The sequence below is a fragment of the Tsukamurella sp. USMM236 genome, from assembly GCF_037148755.1.
Classification (GTDB): Bacteria; Actinomycetota; Actinomycetes; order Mycobacteriales; family Mycobacteriaceae; genus Tsukamurella.
On sequence record NZ_JBBCSS010000003.1, the window covers coordinates 55112 to 77347 of the forward strand.

The following is a 22236-nucleotide window of genomic DNA, read 5'->3' on the forward strand; positions in this document are numbered from 1 at the left end:
CTCGTCCGTGGCGATGGGCATCATCGCGACGTCCACGACGGGTCGAAGTGGGTGGAAATCCCGATGCGTTCGCGCCCGCGGTCTCGATAGGTTCGCTGTCATGAGCGAGAGCCGTGTTCTGTTCGATGTGCTTATCCGACCGGGTGATGAGACCCGTGTGATCGAAGCGGTAACCGCCGCTTCGGGTGAATCGGCACCTCGGTTCGAGTTTGTGGACGCCGCCGCCGATTAACCTTCGCATGAAGCCCTCGCCGAGCAGTGGAAAGTCGAGCATCCGAACGAGCCCCTGAACGATCGACGAGTGCGCCACCTGGCTGCCGATGTCACGGAGGCGGATGCGCGGAAGGTGGCAGAGTCGGTCCTCGATGTGATCTGCCCTCACGCGCGGGAGGAGGGTGCGCGCATCGAGCGCGGCGAGCGGTTCCCGGTGACCCCTGATGAGTTCCCGTGGTTCGCATATGTGTCCGTTGCCAGCGGTGATGTGGTTCCAGCAGATTCTCCGACCGTAGGCATCTCGGCGACGCGCGTCAGCATTGTGCGGTGGCACTGGGATGGATACCCAGGCTGGGTCGAGGTGGAGGTGACGGACGCGGACGGTCGGACGCATCGGATCAGCGAGAAGGTGCCCGTTCTGACCGCACGCGATCTGTATCCCGACACCCCCGCCTCGGACTTGCCGACCGAGCTGTGGATCGACGCGGATCTGATTCAAGCCGCGGACGAGCGCGTGACGATTTCGCTGAGGCATGGGGTCGAGACGGTCGAGGGTCTGAGCGTGCTCACTCTCCCGCCGGCGGCAGTGCGATACAGCTAGGCGGTCTCGTTCTGCGAAGTCGCTGCTCCGAAGGAAATCTCATCGCGACGGCGCACTGTCGCGCCATAGGGTTACGAGTGTGAACGGCTACGTGAGACCGTCGGTGCCTGAGCAGGTGTACCGCGACGAGTCGGGCGCGGTGATCGACTACGGGAATCGCTGGGGTGTCGAGTCCCCGCCCGACGACAGCTATACCCGCACGAGCAACCTGGACAGGTTCGAGCCCCTGCTGCTCGTCGCTGAAGCGCTCATCGACCATCTGGTGAGCACGTACGAGGTCACGAGCACGCCCTTCGATTTCGATGACACCGGATGGAACTGCTCGACGATCAGAGCAGTGAGGCTGACACCCTCCGGCGAGGGTCGGGCGTCCCTGCGGTTCCGTCTCACCGACTATCCGTCGGTCGAGGTGGATTCGGGGCTCGCTCACCACGTCGACTTCCCCGTGTGTTCGTGCGATGCGTGCGATGAGACGTGGGAGACCTGCGCTGAGGACATCGAGCACCTGGTGCTCGCGGTCGCAGCGGGACGGTTCAACGAGGCGATCGAGTCGGACACGGACTGGGACGTGCCGGGCGAGAGGTGCACGGTCGGATACAGGATCGAAGACCCTGCCAGGGGAGCGTCCGAGGACGGCACGACCTATGTGGCGATGACCGACGAACGACGTGCGGCCGCCGCGCTCCTCGATGCCCGCCCAGACCGCCGGTGGCAGCCGTGGTCCCGGCGATGACCAGGGGCAGCAGGTAAGAGCGGTGGTTTTCGCCGGTCGATCGGGGTGGGAATGACTCAGGGGCGGCCTCCGATTGCTCGGAAACCGCCCCTGATCTGCGGAGGATAGGGGATTTGAACCCCTGAGGGCTATTAACCCAACCCGCGTTCCAGGCGAGCGCCATAGGCCACTAGGCGAATCCTCCGTGGACCACTGTAGACGAAGGCCCCCGTCGACCCAAACCAGCCCGGACCCGTATAGTGGTCCACGGACTCCGCGCGGCGTCCATCCTGTGAACTCCCCCAGGGCGGGAACGCAGCAAGGGTCAACGGGCTCTGGCGGGTGCGCGGAGTCCCCTTTTATGTCCGGGCCCGAAGACCGCCGGAGGCGCATCCGATGTCCACGTACGTGTCCCTGAGTCAGTCCGAACTCGCCGACGTCCACGCGAAGCTGACGGGGCTGTTCGAGACGCTGAAGGCGCAGGGGCTGAAGCTGGACCTCACCCGCGGCAAGCCCGCCCCCGACCAGCTGGACCTGTCGAACGCGCTGCTGGCGCTGCCCGGCGAGGGCGACTACCGAGCCGCCGACGGCACCGACACCCGCAACTACGGCGGCCTCGCCGGCCTGCCCGAACTGCGCGCGATCTTCGGCGAGTTGCTGGGTATTCCGGCCGCGAACCTCTACGCGCAGAACAACTCCAGCCTGGAGATCATGCACCGCCTGATCACCCTGGCGTGGATCCACGGCACCGTCGACGGCGAGCGTCCCTGGGGCGCCGAGGAGACGGTGAAGTTCCTCTGCCCCGCGCCCGGCTACGACCGGCACTTCGCGATCACCGCCGAGTTCGGCATCGAGATGATCGTGGTGCCGCTCAACCCCGACGGCCCCGACATGGCGGTCGTCAAGGAGCTCGTCGCGAACGATCCCGCGATCAAGGGCATCTGGGCCGTGCCGAAGTTCTCCAACCCGACGGGCTCGGTGTTCTCCGAGGAGGTCACCCGCGAGCTGGCGTCGATGCCGACCGCCGCACCCGATTTCCGGATCTTCTGGGACAACGCCTACGCCGTGCACGCCCTGGTGGGCGACGCACCGTCGGACCCCGACATCCTGGGCCTGGCCGCCGAGGCCGGCCACCCGAACCGGCCGTACGTGCTGGCCAGCACCTCGAAGATCACCTTCGCGGGCGCCGGCGTCAGCTTCTTCGGCGCCTCCGCCGAGAACCTGGCCTGGTACGGCAAGTACACGGGCCTGACCTCGATCGGCCCGGACAAGGTCAACCAGCTGCGGCACGCCCGCTTCTTCGGCGACGCCGAGGGCGTGCGGGCGCACATGCGCAAGCACCGCGACCTCATCGCGCCCAAGTTCGCGCGCGTCCTGGAGATTCTCGAGGACCGGCTCGGGGCGGCGAAGGTCGCGTCCTGGAGCGAGCCGACGGGCGGCTACTTCATCAGCCTCGACGTGCTCGACGGGACGGCGAAGCGGACCATCGCGCTGGCGAAGGAGGCGGGCATCGCCCTGACCGCCGCCGGCGCCACCTTCCCGCACGGCGAGGACCCGCACGACCGCAACATCCGGCTCGCGCCGACCTTCCCGTCCATCGCGGAGCTTGAGACCGCAATGGACGGCGTGGCGACCTGTGTACTCTTGGCTTCTGCTGAAAAGCTGATGTCGCAGCCCGAATAGGGGCCGCGCCTGAGCAGGAGGATCGCGCCGGTGGCGGACGAGAACAGCCGGCGGTTCCCCCGGCAGTGGTGGGTGCTGGCCCTCTTCGCGGTCGCCGCGGGCGTGGCCGTGTGGCAGCAGTTCGTGCGGATCCCGTTCTCCACGCCGATGTACGGGCTGTTCCACAACCAGATCGACGCCGAGGTCTACCGCAAGGGCGGCGAGATCGTCGCGCACGGGGGCGACGGGCTGTACGACGGTCCGCTGCTCAACGAGATCCTGCCCTTCACCTACACCCCGTTCGCCGGCGTCCTGTTCGTGCCGCTGAGCTGGATGTCGACCGACGTGCTGCGGTGGGTGTGGTCCATCGCGGTGATGCTCGCGCTGCTCGCCTGCATCCTCATCGCGCTCCGGCTCGTCGGCTTCGTCCGCGACGGGCGGGTGTGGTTCGCGGCGATCTGCCTGACGCTGGTAGCGACGGTGCTCGAGCCCGTCCGCACGACCCTCTGGTTCGGCCAGATCAACATCTTCCTCATGCTGCTCCTGCTGTGGGACCTCGGCCGGCCCCCGGGCGCGCGGTTCAAGGGCTTCAGCATCGGCATCGCCGCCGGCATCAAGCTCACGCCGCTGTTCTTCCTCGCCTACCTCGTCGTCACCCGGCAGTGGCGCGAGGCCCGCACGGCCCTGGCCACGCTGGCCGGCACCGTCGTGATCGGTTTCATCGTGATCCCGCAGCAGTCGTGGCAGTACTGGTCGGGCACGTTCCTCGACGCGAACCGCGTGGGCGAGCCGAACCAGGTGGGCAACCAGTCCATCAACGGTCTCATCGCCTACCTCACCAACGCGGAGAAGCCGTCGACGGTCGTCTGGCTGGCGGTCGCCGTGCCCGCTGCCCTCGCGGGCCTCGCGGTCGCGGCCTGGGCGTACCGGCGTGGGGTGGTGCTGCTCGCAGTCACCGTCGTCGGGCTCACGGCGTGCGCGGTCTCGCCCTTCTCGTGGGGCCACCACTGGGTGTGGATCGTGCCGCTGCTGGTACTCCTCCTCGCCCTCGCGATGCTCACCGACGACCCGCGCCGGCGGGTGCTCGCGCTGGTCGCCGCCGCCGGTCTCGTCGCCGCGACCTTCATCTGGGTCACCTACTTCCCGACGCTGCAGCCGACGGGGGTCGACGACGTCCACGACACCTACGCGATCGGCATCTTCCTGCGGCCGATGGACAACCCCGTGCTCAAGGCCCTCGCGGGCGGGGTCTACGTGTGGATCTTCGTCGCGACCCTGATCGGTTCGGCCTGGTACCTGCGGAGCACGGACGGGTCCGTGCCGGCGAGCGCGGAGCCGGCCGCCCGTGCAGCCTGACCGGGTCGAGGACGACCGCCGCCTGCTCGCCTACCTCGGCGCCGCGATGATCGCGGGCGGCCAGCCCGTGCACGAGGTCGAGGACGAGCTCAAGAGTGTCGCCACCGCGATGGGGCACCCGCTTGCGCAGATCGGCGCCACCCCCACCGGGCTCACGCTGGGCCTCGAGCCGGGCGCCGCCGCGACCTTCGAGTCCGTCGACGGGCCGATGCGGCTCGACCAGTCGGCCGTGGTCGCCGACGTGCGCCGGGGCCTCGTCGCCCGGACGCTCTCCGTCGACGAGGCCTTCGCGCGACTCGGGACCCTGCGCTCGCTGCCGCACCACTACCCCCAGTGGGTGCAGGACGTCTCGTGGCCGGTGATCGCCGTCGGCATCGCGATGCTGCTGCAGCCCGGCTGGCCCAACATCGCGGCCGCGGCGATCGGCGGTGTCGTCGTGATGCTGTTGGTCAAGCTGGCCGGCCGGGTGCGGCTGGCCGCGACGCTGTTGCCCACGATCGCTGCCTTCACGGTGGGTGCGGGGGTCTTCGCGGCCGCGCAGGCGGGCTGGCTCGACGGTCCGCTGCGCACCCTCCTCGCGCCGCTCGCGGTTCTGCTTCCGGGCGCGCTCATGGTGACGGGGATGTCGGAGCTCGCGGCCGGCGCGATGGTCGCGGGCAGCGCCCGCCTCACCTTCGGGACCGTCCAGCTGCTGATGTTCTCGCTGGGCATCCTCGCCGCGACGACCGCGCTGGGCGTCGGGCCGGAGCTGATGGTCAACGAGCGGGTGAACCAGCTCGGCTGGTGGGGCCCGCCCGTCGGGCTCGCGCTGATCTGCGTGGGCGTGTGCCTCAACGAGGGCGCGTCGATGCGGCTGTTCCCGGCGATCGGCCTCGTGGTGGCGGCCGCGTTCGGGGCGCAGCTCGCGGGGCAGCACGTCTCCGGCGCCGTGCTCGGCGGCTTCCTCGGGGCGATCGCGGGCAGCCTCGGCGCCTCGCTGGTCGCGTACGTGCGGCCGCAGTTGCCGCGTCTGGTGGTCTTCCTGCCGGCGTTCTGGGTGCTGGTGCCGGGCAGCCTCGGGTTGCTGTCCGTCACGTCGGTGGGGATCGATCCCGAACAGGGCGCGCGTACCGTCGTGGACGTGGCGGCCGTGATCTGCGCCCTCGCCCTCGGCCTGCTGTTCGGCTCGGCGCTCGCGCAGGCGATGATCGGGCGCGCCGAGCGGGTTCGTTAGCCGCGATCACGGGAAGTTCACCCGCGCATGGAGTTATGTTCACATGCGCATGTTTCGCTGCAGCAATGACGAATCTCGGTAGGGGCAAGGCCCGGACGGCGCTCGCCGTCAGCGCGGTGGCGGTTCTCGGCGTGGTCGGCGCGTGCGGGAGCAACGACGGTGGCCCCGGCACGTCCGGCGACACCGCGTCGAAGGTGGAGATCAACCGCGAGGCCGCGGGCGACATCACCACGCACGGCGGCGCCAAGCGCCTCGCCGGCGACCAGACGCAGGCCATCGCCGAGTCCATCCAGCGCTCCAAGGCCAAGAACGTGATCCTCGTGATCGGCGACGGCACCGCCAACCAGGAGCTGACCCTCGCCCGGGACTACCAGTGGGGCGCGGGCGGGAAGATCCCCGGCATCGACGAGCTGCCGCTGTCGGGCGACTACACCACGTACGCGCTGGACAAGACGACGAAGAAGCCCGACTACACCACCGATTCCGCCGCGTCCGGCACCGCGTGGTCCACCGGCACCAAGACCTACAACGGCGCGGTCGGCGTCGACGTGAACGGCAAGCCGCAGCGTTCGATCCTCGAGATCGCCCGGGCCAACGGCCGCAAGACCGGCAACGTCACCACCACCGAGCTGCAGGACGCCACCCCCGCCGTGCAGGTCGCGCACGTGGCCCAGCGCAAGTGCTACGGCCCCGTCGCCACCAAGGAGAAGTGCAGCTCGGACGCGCTGGAGAACGGCGGCCTCGGGTCGATCACGGAGCAGCTGATCGCGGCCCGTGCCGACGTCACCCTCGGCGGCGGCTGGAAGACCTTCCAGGAGACCGCGACCGGCGGCGAGTACCGGGACAAGACGCTCGAGGCGCAGGCCAAGGAGCGCGGCTACCAGATCGTGCGGTCGGGCTCCGAGCTCGACGCGATCAGCACCGCGAACCAGGACAAGCCGGTGCTCGGCGTCTTCGCCGACGGCAACCTCCCGCGCCTGTGGGACAAGGCCACCGCCACCAAGGACGGCGGCCGGGAGCCCGCCGTCACCTGCGCGCCCAACCCCGCCTTCGGCGCCACCCCGAAGCTCGCGTCGATGACGAAGAAGGCCATCGACCTGCTCAAGGGCGACAAGGGCTTCTTCCTTCAGGTGGAGTCCGGATCCGTCGACAAGGCCAACCACGACGCCGACCCCTGCGGCCAGATCGGCGAGACGGTCCAGCTCTCCGAGGCGGTCACCGCGGCGCTCGAGTTCGCCAAGCAGGACAAGGACACCCTCGTCATCGTCACCGGCGATCACGCGCACACCAGCCAGATCATCGAGGCGGGCACCGTCACGCCCGGCCTGACCCGCACGCTGAACACGAAGGACGGCGGCCTGCTCACCGTCAACTACGGCACCTCGCTCGAGCCGGGCGAGGAGCAGCACACCGGCGGCCAGGTCCGCATCGCCGCGTACGGCCCCGGCGCCGCCAACGTCGTGGGGCTGACGGACCAGACTGACCCGTTCTTCTACATCACGGATGTCCTGGGCCTGGACCGCGACAAGAAGTAGCACCACCGACTGTGCGGCGGCCCGGATTCCTTTCGGGTCGCCGCACGCGGCTTTCGCCCTTCTCCGCCGACGGTCCGCCCGCTACCGTGGGTGCAGACGCAAACGTCGAGGGGGAGGGCCCGCATGTATCCGAACGCCGTACCGATTCCGCGCATCTATCGCGCGCTCGCGCTGATCCAGGCGATGATCGCCGCGCTCACCCTGGTGGGGCTCGTGATCTGGTGGATGTCGTCGTACTCGTCGATGGGGGACGACTACGAGGACGACCTCGGCTTCGGTGGGATGATGTTCATCCTGCTGGCGCCCACGCTGATCCAGGTCGCGCTCCTGTTCGTGCCGCTCATCGGCCTCTCCGTCTTCGTCGCGCGCGGGTCGCTCCCGGCCCGCGTCGCCAGCTGCTGCATCTGGGGTGTGCTCATGCTGTTGGGGCTGGTCGCGGTGCAGGTGCACCCGGCGTACGTCCTGGTCCTGTTCGTCTCGCTCTGCATGCTGCTCGCGATGTCCTTCGCCGACCGCCTCGGCGGCGCCCGCCCGCCGCAGCCGCCGGTCCCGGGCCCGGGACCGGGGCAGTTCGCGCCCCCGCCCCCGTATCCGACGGGGCAGGTCCCCGCGGTCCCGCCGCACCACACCGGGCAGTTCCCCGCGGATCCGCCGCCCCCGTCGGGTCGGTTCCCCTCAGTCCCGCCCCAGGCCGACGAGCGACCTTGACGGCACGGCCCGGCGGACGCGCGGACGGTGCTGGAGCGAGCTGCGCCGCTGTCGGACCCTGCCGGTAACCTGGCACCGTGGCTCTCTACCGCAAGTACCGTCCAGCGACGTTCGCCGAGGTCGTGGGGCAGGAGCACGTCACCGAGCCACTGAGCACCGCGCTCGATTCCGGCCGGGTGAACCACGCCTACCTGTTCTCCGGCCCCCGCGGCTGCGGCAAGACCTCGTCGGCCCGCATCCTGGCCCGCTCGCTGAACTGCGAGCAGGGCCCCACCAGCACGCCTTGCGGAGTCTGCAACTCGTGCGTCGCGCTCGCGCCCGGCGGGCCCGGCAACCTCGACGTGACCGAGATGGACGCCGCCAGCCACGGCGGCGTGGACGATGCGCGCGAGCTGCGCGACCGCGCCTTCTACGCCCCGGCGGAGTCGCGCTATCGCGTCTTCATCGTCGACGAGGCGCACATGGTCACGCCGCAGGGCTTCAACGCGCTGCTGAAGATCGTGGAGGAGCCGCCGGAGCATCTCATCTTCATCTTCGCCACCACGGAGCCGGAGAAGGTGCTCACCACCATCCGCTCCCGTACGCACCACTACCCGTTCCGGCTGCTCGCGCCCAATGTGATGCGGCCGCTGCTGGAGAAGATCACCGGCGCCGAGCACGTCACGGTCGAGCCGCAGGTGTATCCGCTGGTCATCCGGGCCGGCGGCGGCTCGCCGCGTGACTCGCTGTCGATCATGGACCAGTTGCTCGCCGGCGCCGGGCCGGAGGGCGTCACCTACCAGCGCGCCCTCGGCCTGCTCGGCGTCACCGACACCGCGCTCATCGACGCCGCCGTCGACGCGCTCGCCGCCGCCGACGGCGCGGCCCTCTTCGGCGCCGTCGAGAAGGTGATGGAGGCCGGGCACGATCCCCGCCGCTTCGCCACCGACCTGCTGGAGCGCCTCCGCGACCTGATCCTCCTGCACACCGTCCCCGACGCCGCCGACCGCGGCCTCATCGACGTGCCGGAGGACGTGCTCGAGACCATGCGCGAGGAAGCGGCGAAGCTGGGCCTCGCCACCCTCACGCGCTGCGCCGAGGTCACGCACGCCTCGCTCGCCGAGATGCGCGGCGCCACGTCGCCGCGCCTGCTGCTCGAGGTCATGTGCGCCCGCATGCTGCTCCCCGCCGCGGACGACTCGCAGGCCGCCCTGCTGCAGCGCATCGAGGCGTTGGAGCGCCGCCCCGCGGGCGCTCCCGCCGACGGTGCCGCGCCCGCCTTTGCGGCGCCCGCCGCGGCACCGGGCCCGCCGAGCCCCGCCGCCGGCAGCACTCCGCCGTCCGACGGTCCGCCGTCCCGCTTCGTCCGGCCCAGCCAGCGGCAGCCGGAGGCCCCGGCCGAATCGGCCCCGGCCGCTGCGTCCGCACCCGCTCCGGCGGCACCGCCCGCGCCGGTCGCCGTCACCCCGCCCGCGGAGCCCACGCCGCCGGCTGTCGCGGCCGAGCCGGAGCCCGCCGCTGCGGCCGAGCCCGCGAAGCCCGTCGAATCCGAGCCCGTGCTGCACCGGCCCGAGCCGGACCCGGAACCCGTTGTACCGCCGCGTCCCGCGGAGCCCGAGCCGCAGGTCGCTCCGGCCGAGCCCGCGCCGCCGCGTGCCGACGAGCTCACGCCGCCGGCCCCGGAGCCCGAGCCCGCCGCGGCGCCGGAGCCCGTGCCGGCCGCCGCTGAGGCGCAGGCGCCGTCGGGCCCGTCCGTGGACGAGGTCCGCACGGCGTGGCCCAAGGTGCTGCGGGCGGTCAAGGACCGCAGCACGGTGACGTTCGCGCTGATGCCGAACGTCCAGGTGCTCGGCCTCGCCGGCGACGTCCTGCATCTCGCGCTGCCGATCCCCGCGCTGCTGAGCAGGTTCAGCGATCAGCAGCACGTCGGCAACCTGCGCGACGCCGTCCGCGAGGTCTTCGGCACGCAGTGGAACGTCGAGGTCGGCGACGGTAGCGCCCGCCCGCAGGGTGCGGCCGCGGCGGCGCCGGCACAGCAGCAGCGTCCGTCCGGCGAGCCGCGTAAGGCGCCGCCCACCTTCGAGCGGCGCAGCCGCGCGGGCGATCAACGACCGGACTCACGGCCGGCGGGCCGGGAGAACCGCGCACCGTCGCACCACGACGACATCCCGCTTCCGCCCGAGCCGGACCCCGAGCCGGCACCGGTCGAGGAGATCTCCGAGGAGGAGATGATCGACGCGGCGCACCGGGAGGACGCCGCCTCGGGCGGCACAGCCGCCCCGCGCCGTGACCCGGACGAGATCGCCCTCGAGCTCCTCAAGAACGAACTCGGCGCCCGTCCCATTTGATGGCGAGGTCGCGGAGACTACTTGCGGCCGCATTGGCCGCGACCGCGTTGGCAGGATGTGCTCCGTCGAGCCCCGCGCCGGAACCGACGGTCCGGACGGATATCGCGCCGATTCAGAAGCGGGTCAAGAACATCGGCGACCGGTTCACAGCCCGTTGGGTCGGTGGGATCCGCGGGGACGAGCGCGTGCCCGGGCCGAACGCTACGTGGCTCGACGCCGTGGTCGTCGTGGACGACCCCGGCGTGGTGCGAGGACTGCGCGCGGCGGCTGGCGATACGCCCGCTGGCGGGCGGCCCGACGTCTCCGAGGCACTGGGAGATCCGGGTGCCGGGGTCACGAGCACCGGGCTCGACGCCTACGTGGCCGTCGAGCCCGGCACCGTGCGGGCTTTCCTGTACCCGGAGCGCGGAGTGCTCGTGGTGAAGTACTTCCGGGGCTGAAGACCTACGCGTCCCACCAGGGACGTAGCGGCAGATCGCCGGCACCGCCCTTGGCGTCCAGCTTCACCGCCAGTACCTGGTGCAGCTGGACGACGTTGCGCTCGAAGCCCAGCCGTGAGCCGGCCATGTACAGGCCCCAGACGCGCGCGGTACCCAGGCCCACCTCGGCGACGGCCTCGTCCCAGTTCTCGACGAGGTTGCGGCACCACGCGGCGAGGGTGAGGGCGTAGTGCTCGCGGAGGTTCTCCTCGTGCCGCACCTCCATCCCGCCGATGTCCTGGATCGCGGCGATCACCCGGCCGGAACCGGTGAGCTCACCGTCAGGGAAGACGTAGCGGTCGATGAACTGGCCGCCCTTGCCCGACAGCTTGTTGTCGTGCCGCGTGATCGTGTGGTTCAGCAGCAGCCCACCGGTCTTCAGCTTCTCCCGCAGCGACGTGAAGTACGCCGGGTAGTTGTGCACGCCGATGTGCTCGGTGAGACCGATGGAGCTGATCGCGTCGAAGTCGCCCTCGGGCACGTCGCGGTAGTCGCTGTAGCGCACCTCGGCGAACTCGCCGAGGCCCTCGGCCTCGATCGCGGCCTGCGCCCACTCCGCCTGCTCCTTGGACAGCGTCGCGCCGATGGCGTGCACGCCGCGCCGGGCCGCGTAGCGCACCATGCCGCCCCAGCCGCAGCCGACGTCCAGCAGCCGGTCGCCGGGCTTGAGGCGCAGCTTCTCGAAGACGAGGCGGTACTTGTTCTCCTGCGCCTCCTCCAGCGTCGCCTCGGCATCCGGGTAGCACGCGCAGGTGTAGGTCATCGACGGTCCGAGCACCAGCTCGTAGAACCGGTTGGAGACGTCGTAGTGGTGGTGGATCGCGTCGGCGTCGCGGGACTTGCTGTGCCGCAGACCCTCCGCGATCCGCCGCCAGCGCGGGATCGCCTCCTGCGGCGGCGGCGCGATGGGGATCATGTGCTCCGCGCCCACCGAGCGTGCGATCTGTGCGATCAGCCGCGGCCCCGGCTTGGCGAACTTCAGGTCGTCCGAGAGCGCACGCAGTGCCTCGTACGGGTCGCCGGGGGGCGCGCCGGTCAGTTCCAGGTCGCCCGCGATGTAGGCGCGGGCGAGGCCCATGTCGCCGGGTGCGGTTGCGAGATAGGTGGTTCCACGCGGGGTGAGCAGGTCGAGGCCGTAGGCCGCGTCGTCCGGGCCGGCCGACGAGCCGTCGTAGGCCTTCACCCGGATGGCGAGTTTCCCGCCCGCCACCTTCTCGATGATCTCGGCGAGGCTGAGCTTGGGGAGATGCTCAGTGGATCGCGTCAATTCACTGCCTCCTGACTGTCTTGTCGTACAGCCCCAGCAGACGATCCTCCGGGTCGTAGCGGGACTTGCACTTCTCCAAGTGGATTCCGCCGTAGAGCTCGTCGAACTCGGCGCGCTCGTAGAAGGCCTCGGAGTAGAGGGACTTGTGTCCACCCAACTCCGACACCTTCTCCTCGATCAGGCGGTTCGCCCGGCCCTCGATCTGGCCGGGTTGCTTCGGGACCGCGGACCAGAAACCGACGTTCACGTAGGTCTCGCGGGGTTCCAACGGGTACAGCGGCCACGGCCGGTCCGGATCCGCGCCGGGCGGCAGCGGCTCCCGCAATCGCAACGGGCACAGCCATATCGGCTCGATGGGGATCTCGTCCAAGAACCATTCGAGGAAGTCGACGATCTCGTCGATGTGCACCTCGATGTCCTGTACCACCCGCTCGCCGGGCGGCTCGCCCTTGCGTGCGGCGAGCCGGTCGCCGATGTCCCACTTGCGGTCCAGTGCCACCAGCTTCCAGTAGAAGCTGCTGCGCAGCAGGTGCTTCGGCCACGCGCGCCGGATCTTCGGATTCTGCGCTCCGAAGGCGCGGGAGCACCAGAACCAGTCGGTGTCCCAGCGCCACAGGTAGTCGTGCGTGGTGAGCCGGTCGCGCTTCACCCCGTCGGCGTGCTGGATCGAACGGTAGTAGATCTCCCGGCCCGTGTAGTCGCTGAGCGGGCCGGGCTCGTCGGTCTTGCGGCCGAGGACCAGGTACGACTCCGTCGCGGAGAAGACCACCCCGTCGAGGTAGTCGACGGGCTCGCCGTCGTACTCCCGCGCGTCGACGATGTCCGCCATCGCCTCCTGCAGGGCGTCCAGCGTGTGGAAGCGCACGTGCCGCAGCTCCACGTACCGCGCGACGGGCTCCAGGGTGACCGTGAGCCGCGTCGAATATCCCAGCGTGCCGTACGAATTCGGGAAGCCGAAGAAGAGTTCCGCGTCCGGCCCGTCCGGCGTCGCGGTGATCACCTCGCCGCTGCCGGTGAGGATGTCCATCGACAGCACCGCCTCGTGCGGCAGTCCCGCCCGGAACGAGCTCGACTCGATGCCCATGCCGCTCACCGCACCGCCGAGCGTGATCGTCTTCAACTGCGGGACGACGGTGGGGGCGAGGCCGAAGGGCAGCGTCGCCGCGACGAGGTCCTCGTACGTGCACATGCCGCCCACGTCGGCGGTCCGGGCCTCGGGGTCGATGGAGATGACCGAGGCGAGGCCGGAGACGTCGAGCCCGGGGGCGTCCGTGGCCGCGCGGGCCCGGAACAGGTTGGAGGTCTTCTTGGCCAGGCGGACCCGGGCGTTCGGCGGGATGGCGCGATAGCTGTCGCGGAGCCGTGCGAGGCCCTCCTGGTAGGCGGCTTCGCCTGCGATCGGGACCGTCGTCGGGGTTCGCGCCGGCGTTGCGTTGCGAGCACTCACAATCATCGACGCTATACCTCTCGGGCGCGACGCGCGCGGGTCGTTACCGATTGGTTAGGCTGGCATCGAACCCGTCGGCGGTGCCGACATCCACGCCTCCGACCTGCTCGGGGGCACCGATACTCAGAGGATCGAAGTACGTTGGCCCAGGTAACCGCCACAAAGTCCATCACCATCGCCGCCGCGCCCGAGAAGGTCCTGGCGGCCATCTCCGACTACACCCGCCGCGCGGAGATCCTGCCCCCGAACTACCGCGAGTACCGCGTCGTCGAGGGCGGCCAGGGCTCCGGCACTGTCGCCGAGTGGGTGCTGCAGGCCACCGAGAAGCGCTCGCGCAACGTGCGCGCCACCGTCGCCGTGGACGGCGTCACCGTGACCGAGACCGACGCGAACAGCTCGATGGTCACCACCTACCGGGCGGTCGCCGCCGACAGCGCGGGCGACGCCACCACCGTCACCATCACCACCACCTGGCAGGGCGCGGGCGGCATCGGCGGCTTCTTCGAGAAGACCTTCGCCCCCAAGGGCCTCGGGCGCATCTACGACGAGCTGCTCACCAACCTCAAGGTGCAGGTCGAGTCCAACGGCTAGACGGCCGCGGCGGCACCGGGGCACCCCCGTCGCGCCCCTGCCGCTGCGCGACGGGGTCGACCCGACGCGGCTCGTCATCGCCGAGGAGGAGGCCGGGCGCACGCTCGGCGAGGTCCTCGAGGCCCGCTTCCCGGGCACCGCGGAGTACGTCGCGCGGGAGAGCGCGGCGGGACGCGTCCTGTCCTCCGACGGTGCGCCGCTCGCCCCGGCGACGATCGTGGCCGCCCGGCAGGCGGTGTGGATGTACCGCGAGCTGCCGGACGAGATCGACGTGCCCTTCCCGATGCCGATCCTGTACGAGGACGAGCGGATCGTCGTCGTGGACAAGCCGCACTTCCTGGCGACGATGCCGCGCGGCGCGCGGGTCGTGCAGAGCGCCCTGGTGCGCCTGCGCCGGGAGCTCGACGAGCCGCTGCTCTCGCCCGCGCACCGGCTGGATCGGCTCACCGCCGGCGTGCTGCTGTTCACCCGCGACCCGGCGGTGCGCGGCGCCTATCAGCAGCTGTTCGCGACCGGGCGGGCCCGCAAGGAGTACGCGGCCCTCGCGCCGCTACGCGCCGGCCTTTCGCTGCCGACGGTCGTGGAGTCCCGGATCGAGAAGACGCCCGGCATCATGCGGGCCTACGAGGTGGACGGCCCGGTGAACGCGCGTTCGCACGTCGCGCTGGAGGCCGACGTGCCGGACGGGCGGGGCGGCACCGTCGGGCGGTACCGGCTGCGCCCGGAGACGGGCAAGACGCACCAGCTCCGCCTGCACATGTCCGGCCTGGGGGTGCCGATCCTGGGGGATCCGCTGTACCCGGAGCCGCGGGAGTTCGTGGACGGCGACTTCTCCGACCCGCTGCGCCTGCTGGCGCGCACGCTCGCCTTCGCCGATCCGGTGGACGGCACCGAGCGCGAATACACGAGTCAACGTGACCTAGCGGTCGTGAATTCGGCGGCTCAGCGCATCAGCGAGCCGGATGAGGCTTCGTAGCCCCGAATTCGGCCGGATTCACGACTAGCGCTTCGCAGGAGTGCCCAGGTAGGCGGCGAGCCCGGCGGCGATGGCGTCGGCGAGCCGCTGCTGGCCGTCGGCGGATTCGAGCACCTTCGCCTCGGTCGCGTCGCGGAGGTTGCCCGCCTCGACCAGCACCGACGGCACCGTCGCGAGGTTGAGCCCGGCGAGGTCGGAGCGCGGGTAGAGCCCGCCCGAGCCGATGTACGCCGCCGGGGTGAAACCGCCGGCGACCAGCGCGTCGCGCATCTTCGCCGCGTACGCGGGACTCGCCGTCTCCTGCACGGGGTTGAGCGGCGGCGAGGAGAGATTCACGTGAAACCCTCGGTTACCGGGGGTGGAACCGTCGGCGTGGATGCTCACGGCGGCGTCGGCGCCCCAGGAGTTCGCCGCCGCGGCGCGGGCGTCGATGCACGACGCGACGGACGTGTCGTCGGTGCGGGAGAGCATCACCTGCGCGCCGGCGGCGGTGAGCGCCTGGTAGAGCTTGTACGCCACCGCGTAGTTGAACCGGTGCTCGGGCACCCCGTTCACGCTGGTCGTTCCGGTGGTCTGGCACGGCTTGGTGCCGCCGCGCCCCGTCGGGACCTGCTTGTTGATCGAGGCGTCGTTCGCGCCGTTGTGTCCCGGGTCGACGAAGATCTTCTTCCCACTCAGCGCGCCGGCGGCGAGCGGCGCCGCGTTGTTCACGAGGGCGGGGCCGTCGGGCGATAGGCTGGTGGGTGCGGCCGCGTTCCGCTGCTGTCCGGCGTCACCGAGGGTGCAGCCGGAGAGGACCAGTGCGGGGAGCACGGTCGCGGCCAGGAGGGCGGAACGGCGGTTCGTCACGGATCGCACTGTACCGCCCCAACCGGCACAGTGGTAACACATGTAACACGAATCGGACATAGCGGGTCACGTGACCGGCGTTAGGGAGACAAGCATGCAGCCCGGAGGCTCGATGGAAGACCTGATGGCCCAGGTCGGCGCGATGCAGCAGCAGCTCATGGCGGCCCAGCAGGAACTCGCGGTCACCACCGTCGAGGGACAGGCCGGCGGCGGCCTCGTGAAGGTCACCGGCACCGGCGACGGCCAGGTGCAGTCCGTGACCATCGACCCCAAGGTGGTCGACCCGGAGGACGTCGAGACCCTGCAGGACCTGGTCCTGGGAGCGCTCTCGAACCTGGCGGAGAACACCGCCGCCGTCGCGCAGCAGAAGATGGGGCCGCTGGCCGGCGGCCTGCCCTTCTGACGGTCGGCACGTGTACGAAGGACCCGTTCAGGAGCTGATCGACGAGTTGGCCAAGCTCCCGGGGGTGGGACCGCGCGGCGCCCAGCGCATCGCGTTCCACCTCTTGGGGGTGCAGCCCACCGACATCGACCGGCTCACGAACGCACTCACCCGCGTGCGCAACGACGTGCGCTACTGCGAGGTGTGCGGCAACGTCTCGGCCGAGACCCGGTGCCGGATCTGCTCGGACCCGCGCCGCGACGCGTCCAAGATCTGCGTGGTCGAGGAGGCCAAGGACGTCCAGGCCGTGGAGCGGACCCGCGAGTACCGCGGGCTCTATCACGTGCTCGGCGGCGCGCTGAACCCGATCAAGTCGATCGGTCCGGACAAGCTGCGGATCCGCGAGCTGCTCGTCCGCCTCGGCACATCGGTCGATGGGGTCGACGTCGACGAGGTGATCATCGCGACCGATCCGAACACCGAGGGGGAGGCCACCGCGGCCTTCCTCGTGCGGATGCTCAAGGACTTCCCGGGCCTCACCGTCACGCGCCCCGCCGCGGGCCTGCCGATGGGCGCCGAGCTCGAGTTCGCCGACGAGCTGACCCTCGGCCGTGCCATGAGCGGCCGCCGTGCCCTGTCCGAGCCGCCGCGCGTGCTCGAGGAGTTCCCGCCCGCGGGCGGGTGAGGCATGGAGGCCTCCGAACTGCTGGCCCGGCTGGGCGGCGCCGAGGGCATCGTCGCGATCGACGGTCCCTCCGGGGCCGGCAAGTCGACGTACGCGCAACGCCTCGTGGGCGATCTCCGGGCCGACGGTGCCCGGGTCGCCCTGATCCGCACGGACCACTACGCCACCTGGGACGACCCGGTGTCGTGGTGGCCGCAACTCGTCGACGAGGTGATCGAACCCCTGGTCCGCGGCCGGGACGCCTTCTACCGCCCCATGGTCTGGCGCGACGGCGTGCCGACACCGGGGGAGGAGCTGCGCGTGCCACGGGCGTCCCTCGTCGTGATCGAGGGCGTCTCCAGCGCGCGCCGCTCCTTCGCCGACCGCCTCTCGCTGGGCCTCTGGCTGGACGGCGGCACCGCGGAGCAGCGACTCGAACGGGCCGTCGCGCGCGACGGCGAGGAGTCGCGCGCCGAGCTCGTGCGCTGGCAGGAGTTCGAGCGCGGCTGGTTCGCGGTCGACGGGACGCGTGATCGCTGCGTCGTCGTCGAACCCCGGGTGGTCGGGGCGTAGAAACCTGTCGGTGCCCTGTGGCACCGTCGAAGCATGGACGTCCAATCGAGCGAGGCGGCCCTCAAGGCCGATATCCAGCGCTACCTGGATCAGGCGCGGGACGCGCTGCTCTGGAAGCTCGACGGACTCGGCGACTACGACCTGCGGCGCCCCCTCACGCCCACGGGCACCAACCTCCTCGGGCTGGTCAAGCACTGCGCGATGGTGGACTCCGGCTACCTCGGCGGCTGCTTCGGCCGTCCCTTCGCGCATCCCCACCTCCCCGATCCGGAGTCGCCCGAGTACGTCGCGGACGATGACCTGTGGGTGCGCGCCGACGAGCCGACGGAGGCGATCGTCGACCTGTTCACGCGGTCCCGCGCCCACGCCACCGCGACCCTCGCCGAGCTCCCCCTCAGCGCCACCGGCACCGTGCCGTGGTGGGGCGAGCGCGGCCGGTCGGTCACGTTGCACCGGCTCGCGATGCACACGTTCTTCGACCTCGACCGGCATGCCGGTCAGGCCGACGTCGTCCGCGAGATGATCGACGGCGCCGCCGGCCTCCAGCCCGGCAACACCAATCTTCCCGACGGTGCCGACTGGGTCGCGTACCGCGCCAAGGTCGAGGCCGCCGCGCGGGCCGCGGAATAGGATCGAGGCATGCGCCTGCGCGACCACCCGATCATCGAGGTCTCCCGGAAGCTGCCCTGCTCGCCGGAGGAGGCGTGGCGCCTCGTCACGGACATCACGCTGCCCACGCGGGCGGAGGGGGAGCTGCAGCGCGCCGAATGGCTCGACGGTGCCGTCGGCGTCGCAGTGGGTGCGCGGTTCCGTGGCTACAACGCCGATCCGGAGATCGGCGAGTGGTTCACCGAGCCCGAGGTCGCCGAGGTCGAGGACGGCCGGCGCTGGGTCTGGCGCGTGGGCCCGGCCGGTGATCCGTTGGCCACCTGGGGATTCGAGGTCGAACCCGCCGAGGGCGGCGCGCTGGTGCGGCAGTGGGCGCGCGCCGGGACCGGCGCCTCGCCGCTGAGCGAGTACATCGCGCAGCACCCGGAGCGGGAGGCGCAGATCATCGACTTCCGCCTCGGCCTCTGGCACGACTACATGGAGGCCAACCTCGATCTGCTCGCGCGGGAGGTGGGCTGACGTGGCCGCCGGGTACGCCCTCTTCGACACCGCCGTCGGCCGGTGCGGGATCGCCTGGGGCGCCGACGATGCCGTCACCGCCGTCCGGTTGCCGGAGGAATCCGACGAGATCACTGCGGAGTATCTCGGCGACGGCGCGGAGCCGTCCGAACCGCCGGAGTCCGTCGCGCGGGTGATCGCGGCCGTCGTCGACCTGGTCTCCGGCACGAACCTCGACGACGATCTGGCCTGGGTCCCCCTGGACATGCGGGGGCTCACCGATTTCCAGCGCGCCGTCTACGACGTCGCACGACGGATCCCGCCCGGCTCGACTCGCACCTACGGCGAGATCGCCACGGAGATCGGCCTTCCCGGCTCGGCCCGCGCGGTAGGCCGAGCCCTGGGCGAGAACCCGTACCCGCCCGTCGTTCCGTGCCATCGCGTCACCGCGGCGAACGGCCGCACCGGCGGCTTCTCCGCGGGCGGCGGCGTGGAGACCAAGATGCGCCTGCTCGCGACCGAACAGGCAGTTCTGGGGCTCTGGTGACTACTCCGCGCCGGGCGAGACGACGGTGAGCCCCTCCGCTCGCGCGGCGTCCAGAAGTCTTTTGTCGTAGCTGACGAACGCACTGACCATCTCGCGAATGCTCACGGCCGACGCCAGGTGAATCGCGTCGAGCGATCGCAGAGTCGGTGGTCCGATGCGCTCGGCTCCGGCAACGATCTCCTCAGTCACTAAAGCGCCGTTGATCCAGTTCGCGACGTATCGGGCGTGGTCGAAGATCTCGTCGTCATCGAGGCGCGCTGCCGTGCGCATCAGCTCGATGCGGCCGACGTCACTGGTGGTCAACGACTCGTGCGCTTCGGCTTGTTCGGCGACCCACATGGTGAGCGCGTCCGATTCGTGCTCCGCGATGATGAGCTTGGTCAGTGCGGAGGTGTCCATGTAGATCATTCTTCCCGCATCTCCAGGAGGATCTGAGTCAGCGACTTCTCGCCGGGCCGTAGCGGCCTCCGCATCGCGACGAGCTTCTCGAGGTCGAACGGGTGCTTGGCGGGCTTGATCTTTCCGGCCGCGACCAATTCGCGGAACTGACGTTCCTTCTCGCTGACCGGGACCAGCCGGGCGACGAGCCTGCCGTGATTGGTCACCTCGATCTCCTCGCCCGCCTCCACGCGGGCGAGGTATTTCGACGCATGTTGCCGCAGCTCACGGACCCCGATCTGCTCCATGTGCCCAACGGTAGCACCCGTTGTGCTACTCATGCTGCGCCGTTCTCAGCTCCGCGATTCCGCTTCTTCCGCGCGTCGCGCCGCTGCTTGCTGGTTCTACTCACGATGTCCCCCCGAACTCTCGATGATGAGACAGGGTAGGACGCCGCACCGACATGTTTCGTCGGCGACGTGGGCACCACCTGGATCCGGCGCGGCGGTGACGCAGGCATGCGTCGTACGCATGGACGGCGTCCCAGAAACACACGCTGAACTGGGCAAACGCAGCCATGCGTCGCACGCATGGCTTCGCGCGGAGAGACCCCCTGCCCCGCAGGCCCGGGCCGACCGCGCGTGAACCCCGGACGGCCCCGGCGGTCCTACTTCCGCAGGCGCTCGCGCCGCAGCAGGTCCACGTCGGGCAGGTCCAGCGGCTCGAGCGAACGCCCGGTCGCGCGGGACAGCAGGTGGTCGGCCAGCTCCGGGTTCCGGGCCAGCGCGGGGCCGTGCATGTAGGTGCCGAGCACGCTGCCCTGGACCACCCCGTCGACCGCGGCACCCGCGCCGTTCCCGGTACCCCGCACCACGCGCTGCAGCGGCGCGGCGTCCGGGCCGAGAGCCGAACCGCCACGGTGGTTCTCGAAACCGGTGAGCGGCTGGGTGAGCCCGTCGATCAGCGGCACACCCTCGATCTCGCCGATCGAGCGCTCCGCCTGCGGCGTGGTGGTGAGGTCGAACAGCGAGATGCCGTCGACGCGTTCGCCCTCGGACGTCTCGTACCAGTGGCCGAGCACCTGGATCGCCGCGCAGATCGCCAGCACCGGCGCGCCCTTCGCTGCGGCCTCCTGCATGCCCGGGTACTGCGTGAGATGCCGCGTGGCGAGCCGCTGCGCGTAGTCCTCGGCGCCGCCCAGGGTGTAGATATCGCAGGTCGCGGGGACGGGATCGGCGAGCGTGATCGGCAGGACCTCGGCGTCGATGCCCCGCAGTCGCGCGCGCTGGCGCAGGACCAGGGCGTTGCCGCCGTCGCCGTAGGTGCCCATCACGTCGGGCAGCACCAGGCCGATGACTAGCGTGGATTCGGTGATCCGGGACTCGGATCCGGAGAAGTCGATCACGCGCGCCGCCCTTCGAGAGCCGTGTTCAGGTCGCGGAACGCGGTGTAGTTCGCGAGCACCTCCACGCGCCCGGGCGGGCACGAGGCGATCGCCGCCAGCGGGTCGGCGACGAGCGAGTGCTCGGCGCCGGCGTAGGTCAGCCGTACCGCGAGATCGGCGCCGCGCTCGCCCGAGGCGACGACCTTGCCGTTCTCGAACCGCTCGAACTGCACGTCCCACAGCCAGGAGAGGTCTTCGCCGTCGGGCACCTGCCCGTTCACCGCGATGACCAGGCCCTCGGCGGTGCCGTCGATCATCGACATGGCCTCCTGCCAGCCGGCCGGGTTCTTCGCGAGCAGCATCCGCACGGTGTGCTCGCCGACGGTCACCGTCGCGTACCGTCCGGCGACCTCGCCGACGGTGCCGACGGCCTCGACCGCGGCCTGCGGGTCGGCGCCCATGGCGACCGCGGCGGCGACGGCCTGCGCGGCGTTGCCGCGGTTGGCGCGGCCCGGCAGGCTCAGGGTGAGCGGCGCGACGAAGCCGTCCGGCCCGTGGATGGAGGTGTCGTCCACCCACCAGTCGGGCTCGGGACGGGAGAAGTCGGTCCCCGTCGAGTACCAGTGCGCGCCGTCGCGGACGATGGGCTCGCCCGAGCGGGGGCACGAGGTGGAGTCGCTGGTCCAGCCGGCGCCGGCCGCGACCCAGACGACGTTCTTCGCGTCGTACGCGACCGACGTCACGAGCACGTCGTCGCAGTTCGCGATCACGGTCAGTTCGGGGTGCGCGTCGACGCCCGCGCGCAGCCGGCGCTCGATGGCGTTGATCTCGCCGACCCGGTCGAGCTGGTCGCGGGACAGGTTCAGCAGGACCAGCGCCTCGGCGGCGGTGGCGTCGAGGACGTGCGGCACATGCAGCTCGTCGACCTCGAGGGCCGCGAGCGGCGCGCGCTGGTGCGCGGTGAGCGTGGCGACGATGCCGGCGTCCATGTTGGCCCCGTCGGCCTGCGTGGCGACCTCGCGGCCCAGCGTGCCGAGCGCGGCGGCGGTCATCCGGGTCGTCGTCGACTTGCCGTTGGTGCCGGTCACGACGACGGTGCGCTTGCCGGCGGCGAGCCGGGACATGAGGTTCGGTTCGATCTTGAGTGCGACGAGGCCGCCGATCATCGAGCCCTTGCCGCGCCCGGCGCGCTGCGACGCCCAGGCTGCGGATCGGGCGGCGAGCAGCGCCGCGCGGGCGCGGAGGGGGAGTCCGGGCATGCGCTC

At 70.9% G+C, this 22236-nt stretch carries 25 protein-coding genes, 1 tRNA gene and 1 other RNA gene; 19 read left to right on the forward strand and 8 right to left on the reverse strand.

Translation table 11 applies throughout. The annotated features are described in order from the left end of the window. Positions 1-100: 100 nt before the first annotated feature. The 3 genes from WFK95_RS11345 (at position 101) to WFK95_RS11355 (ending at position 1547) form a co-directional block, all read left to right on the forward strand. Positions 101-232, forward strand: a complete 132-nt coding sequence (locus tag WFK95_RS11345) for a hypothetical protein (protein ID WP_336670768.1) — start codon at positions 101-103, stop codon at positions 230-232. 69 nt (positions 233-301) lie between these two features. Beyond that, the gene (locus tag WFK95_RS11350) at positions 302-814 is read left to right on the forward strand and encodes a hypothetical protein (protein WP_336670769.1); all 513 of its coding nucleotides are present in this window, start codon (positions 302-304) and stop codon (positions 812-814) included. Positions 815-893: 79 nt separating this feature from the next. Continuing rightward, positions 894-1547 (forward strand): DUF6226 family protein, encoded by a 654-nt coding sequence (locus tag WFK95_RS11355; RefSeq protein WP_336670770.1) that lies wholly within the window; start codon positions 894-896, stop codon positions 1545-1547. 98 nt (positions 1548-1645) lie between these two features. On the opposite strand, the gene WFK95_RS11360 is transcribed toward WFK95_RS11355, so the two are convergent. Further along, positions 1646-1731 (reverse strand) — tRNA-Ser (locus WFK95_RS11360). Positions 1732-1792: 61 nt separating this feature from the next. On the opposite strand from WFK95_RS11360, the gene ffs reads away from it, so the two are divergent. The 8 genes from ffs (at position 1793) to WFK95_RS11400 (ending at position 10767) form a co-directional block, all read left to right on the forward strand. Further along, positions 1793-1887, forward strand: an RNA gene (ffs, locus tag WFK95_RS11365) — signal recognition particle sRNA small type. Between the two features lie 35 nt (positions 1888-1922). Then, complete coding sequence (locus WFK95_RS11370) at positions 1923-3209, forward strand: aminotransferase class I/II-fold pyridoxal phosphate-dependent enzyme (protein ID WP_336670771.1); 1287 nt, start codon at positions 1923-1925, stop codon at positions 3207-3209. Positions 3210-3239: 30 nt separating this feature from the next. After that, a complete protein-coding gene (locus WFK95_RS11375) occupies positions 3240-4544 on the forward strand; it encodes a glycosyltransferase 87 family protein (RefSeq protein WP_336670772.1) in 1305 nt (434 codons plus the stop codon). Next, positions 4534-5757: a threonine/serine ThrE exporter family protein gene (locus tag WFK95_RS11380; RefSeq protein WP_224647732.1), complete on the forward strand. Its 1224-nt coding sequence runs from the start codon at positions 4534-4536 to the stop codon at positions 5755-5757. The genes WFK95_RS11375 and WFK95_RS11380 overlap by 11 nt, the downstream gene beginning before the upstream one ends. A gap of 65 nt (positions 5758-5822) precedes the next feature. Beyond that, positions 5823-7292 (forward strand): alkaline phosphatase, encoded by a 1470-nt coding sequence (gene phoA / locus WFK95_RS11385; protein ID WP_336670773.1) that lies wholly within the window; start codon positions 5823-5825, stop codon positions 7290-7292. A 123-nt stretch (positions 7293-7415) separates the two neighbouring features. Further along, the gene (locus tag WFK95_RS11390) at positions 7416-8000 is read left to right on the forward strand and encodes a hypothetical protein (protein ID WP_336670774.1); all 585 of its coding nucleotides are present in this window, start codon (positions 7416-7418) and stop codon (positions 7998-8000) included. A gap of 77 nt (positions 8001-8077) precedes the next feature. Continuing rightward, positions 8078-10327 carry a DNA polymerase III subunit gamma and tau gene (locus WFK95_RS11395; RefSeq protein WP_336670775.1) on the forward strand — a complete coding sequence of 750 codons (2250 nt, stop codon included), beginning with the start codon at positions 8078-8080 and terminating at the stop codon, positions 10325-10327. 185 nt (positions 10328-10512) lie between these two features. Further along, positions 10513-10767, forward strand: coding sequence for a hypothetical protein (locus WFK95_RS11400; protein WP_336670776.1), 255 nt, complete (start codon positions 10513-10515; stop codon positions 10765-10767). A 4-nt stretch (positions 10768-10771) separates the two neighbouring features. Here the strand turns inward: WFK95_RS11400 and WFK95_RS11405 are convergent, their stop codons facing one another. Both WFK95_RS11405 and WFK95_RS11410 read right to left on the reverse strand, forming a co-directional pair. Further along, positions 10772-12073, reverse strand: coding sequence for a class I SAM-dependent methyltransferase (locus tag WFK95_RS11405; protein ID WP_336670777.1), 1302 nt, complete (start codon positions 12071-12073; stop codon positions 10772-10774). Between the two features lies 1 nt (position 12074). Beyond that, positions 12075-13472 (reverse strand): FAD-binding oxidoreductase, encoded by a 1398-nt coding sequence (locus tag WFK95_RS11410; RefSeq protein WP_336671053.1) that lies wholly within the window; start codon positions 13470-13472, stop codon positions 12075-12077. 189 nt (positions 13473-13661) lie between these two features. On the opposite strand from WFK95_RS11410, the gene WFK95_RS11415 reads away from it, so the two are divergent. After that, complete coding sequence (locus WFK95_RS11415) at positions 13662-14111, forward strand: SRPBCC family protein (protein WP_224650762.1); 450 nt, start codon at positions 13662-13664, stop codon at positions 14109-14111. A 217-nt stretch (positions 14112-14328) separates the two neighbouring features. Continuing rightward, on the forward strand, positions 14329-15087 hold the full coding sequence (locus tag WFK95_RS11420; RefSeq protein ID WP_336670778.1) for a pseudouridine synthase: 759 nt from the start codon (positions 14329-14331) through the stop codon (positions 15085-15087). Positions 15088-15111: 24 nt separating this feature from the next. Here WFK95_RS11420 and WFK95_RS11425 read toward each other — a convergent pair whose 3' ends face one another. Continuing rightward, entirely contained in the window at positions 15112-15936 is an 825-nt protein-coding gene (locus WFK95_RS11425; protein ID WP_336670780.1) for an Rv3717 family N-acetylmuramoyl-L-alanine amidase, read from the reverse strand. 112 nt (positions 15937-16048) lie between these two features. Here WFK95_RS11425 and WFK95_RS11430 point away from each other — a divergent pair, with 112 nt between their 5' ends. From WFK95_RS11430 to WFK95_RS11455, 6 genes are read left to right on the forward strand one after another with little or no spacing between them, the layout of a single operon-like run. Continuing rightward, a complete protein-coding gene (locus tag WFK95_RS11430; RefSeq protein WP_224650774.1) occupies positions 16049-16339 on the forward strand; it encodes a YbaB/EbfC family nucleoid-associated protein in 291 nt (96 codons plus the stop codon). A gap of 10 nt (positions 16340-16349) precedes the next feature. Further along, a complete protein-coding gene (gene recR, locus WFK95_RS11435; RefSeq protein WP_224650758.1) occupies positions 16350-17003 on the forward strand; it encodes a recombination mediator RecR in 654 nt (217 codons plus the stop codon). A 3-nt stretch (positions 17004-17006) separates the two neighbouring features. Beyond that, the gene (locus WFK95_RS11440; protein ID WP_224650756.1) at positions 17007-17555 is read left to right on the forward strand and encodes a uridine kinase family protein; all 549 of its coding nucleotides are present in this window, start codon (positions 17007-17009) and stop codon (positions 17553-17555) included. A gap of 33 nt (positions 17556-17588) precedes the next feature. Then, complete coding sequence (locus WFK95_RS11445) at positions 17589-18185, forward strand: DinB family protein (protein ID WP_224650753.1); 597 nt, start codon at positions 17589-17591, stop codon at positions 18183-18185. A gap of 9 nt (positions 18186-18194) precedes the next feature. Further along, complete coding sequence (locus WFK95_RS11450; protein ID WP_224650751.1) at positions 18195-18683, forward strand: SRPBCC family protein; 489 nt, start codon at positions 18195-18197, stop codon at positions 18681-18683. A 1-nt stretch (position 18684) separates the two neighbouring features. Then, a complete protein-coding gene (locus WFK95_RS11455) occupies positions 18685-19209 on the forward strand; it encodes a methylated-DNA--[protein]-cysteine S-methyltransferase (RefSeq protein ID WP_224650749.1) in 525 nt (174 codons plus the stop codon). Here the strand turns inward: WFK95_RS11455 and WFK95_RS11460 are convergent, their stop codons facing one another. The 4 genes from WFK95_RS11460 to WFK95_RS11475 form a co-directional block, all read right to left on the reverse strand. Continuing rightward, positions 19210-19608 (reverse strand): type II toxin-antitoxin system VapC family toxin, encoded by a 399-nt coding sequence (locus WFK95_RS11460; RefSeq protein WP_336670781.1) that lies wholly within the window; start codon positions 19606-19608, stop codon positions 19210-19212. 5 nt (positions 19609-19613) lie between these two features. Continuing rightward, entirely contained in the window at positions 19614-19895 is a 282-nt protein-coding gene (locus WFK95_RS11465; RefSeq protein ID WP_224650745.1) for a type II toxin-antitoxin system Phd/YefM family antitoxin, read from the reverse strand. 359 nt (positions 19896-20254) lie between these two features. Next, complete coding sequence (locus WFK95_RS11470) at positions 20255-20962, reverse strand: type 1 glutamine amidotransferase (RefSeq protein WP_336671054.1); 708 nt, start codon at positions 20960-20962, stop codon at positions 20255-20257. Between the two features lie 26 nt (positions 20963-20988). Further along, positions 20989-22230, reverse strand: coding sequence for a Mur ligase family protein (locus WFK95_RS11475; protein WP_224650743.1), 1242 nt, complete (start codon positions 22228-22230; stop codon positions 20989-20991). Positions 22231-22236: the final 6 nt, after the last annotated feature.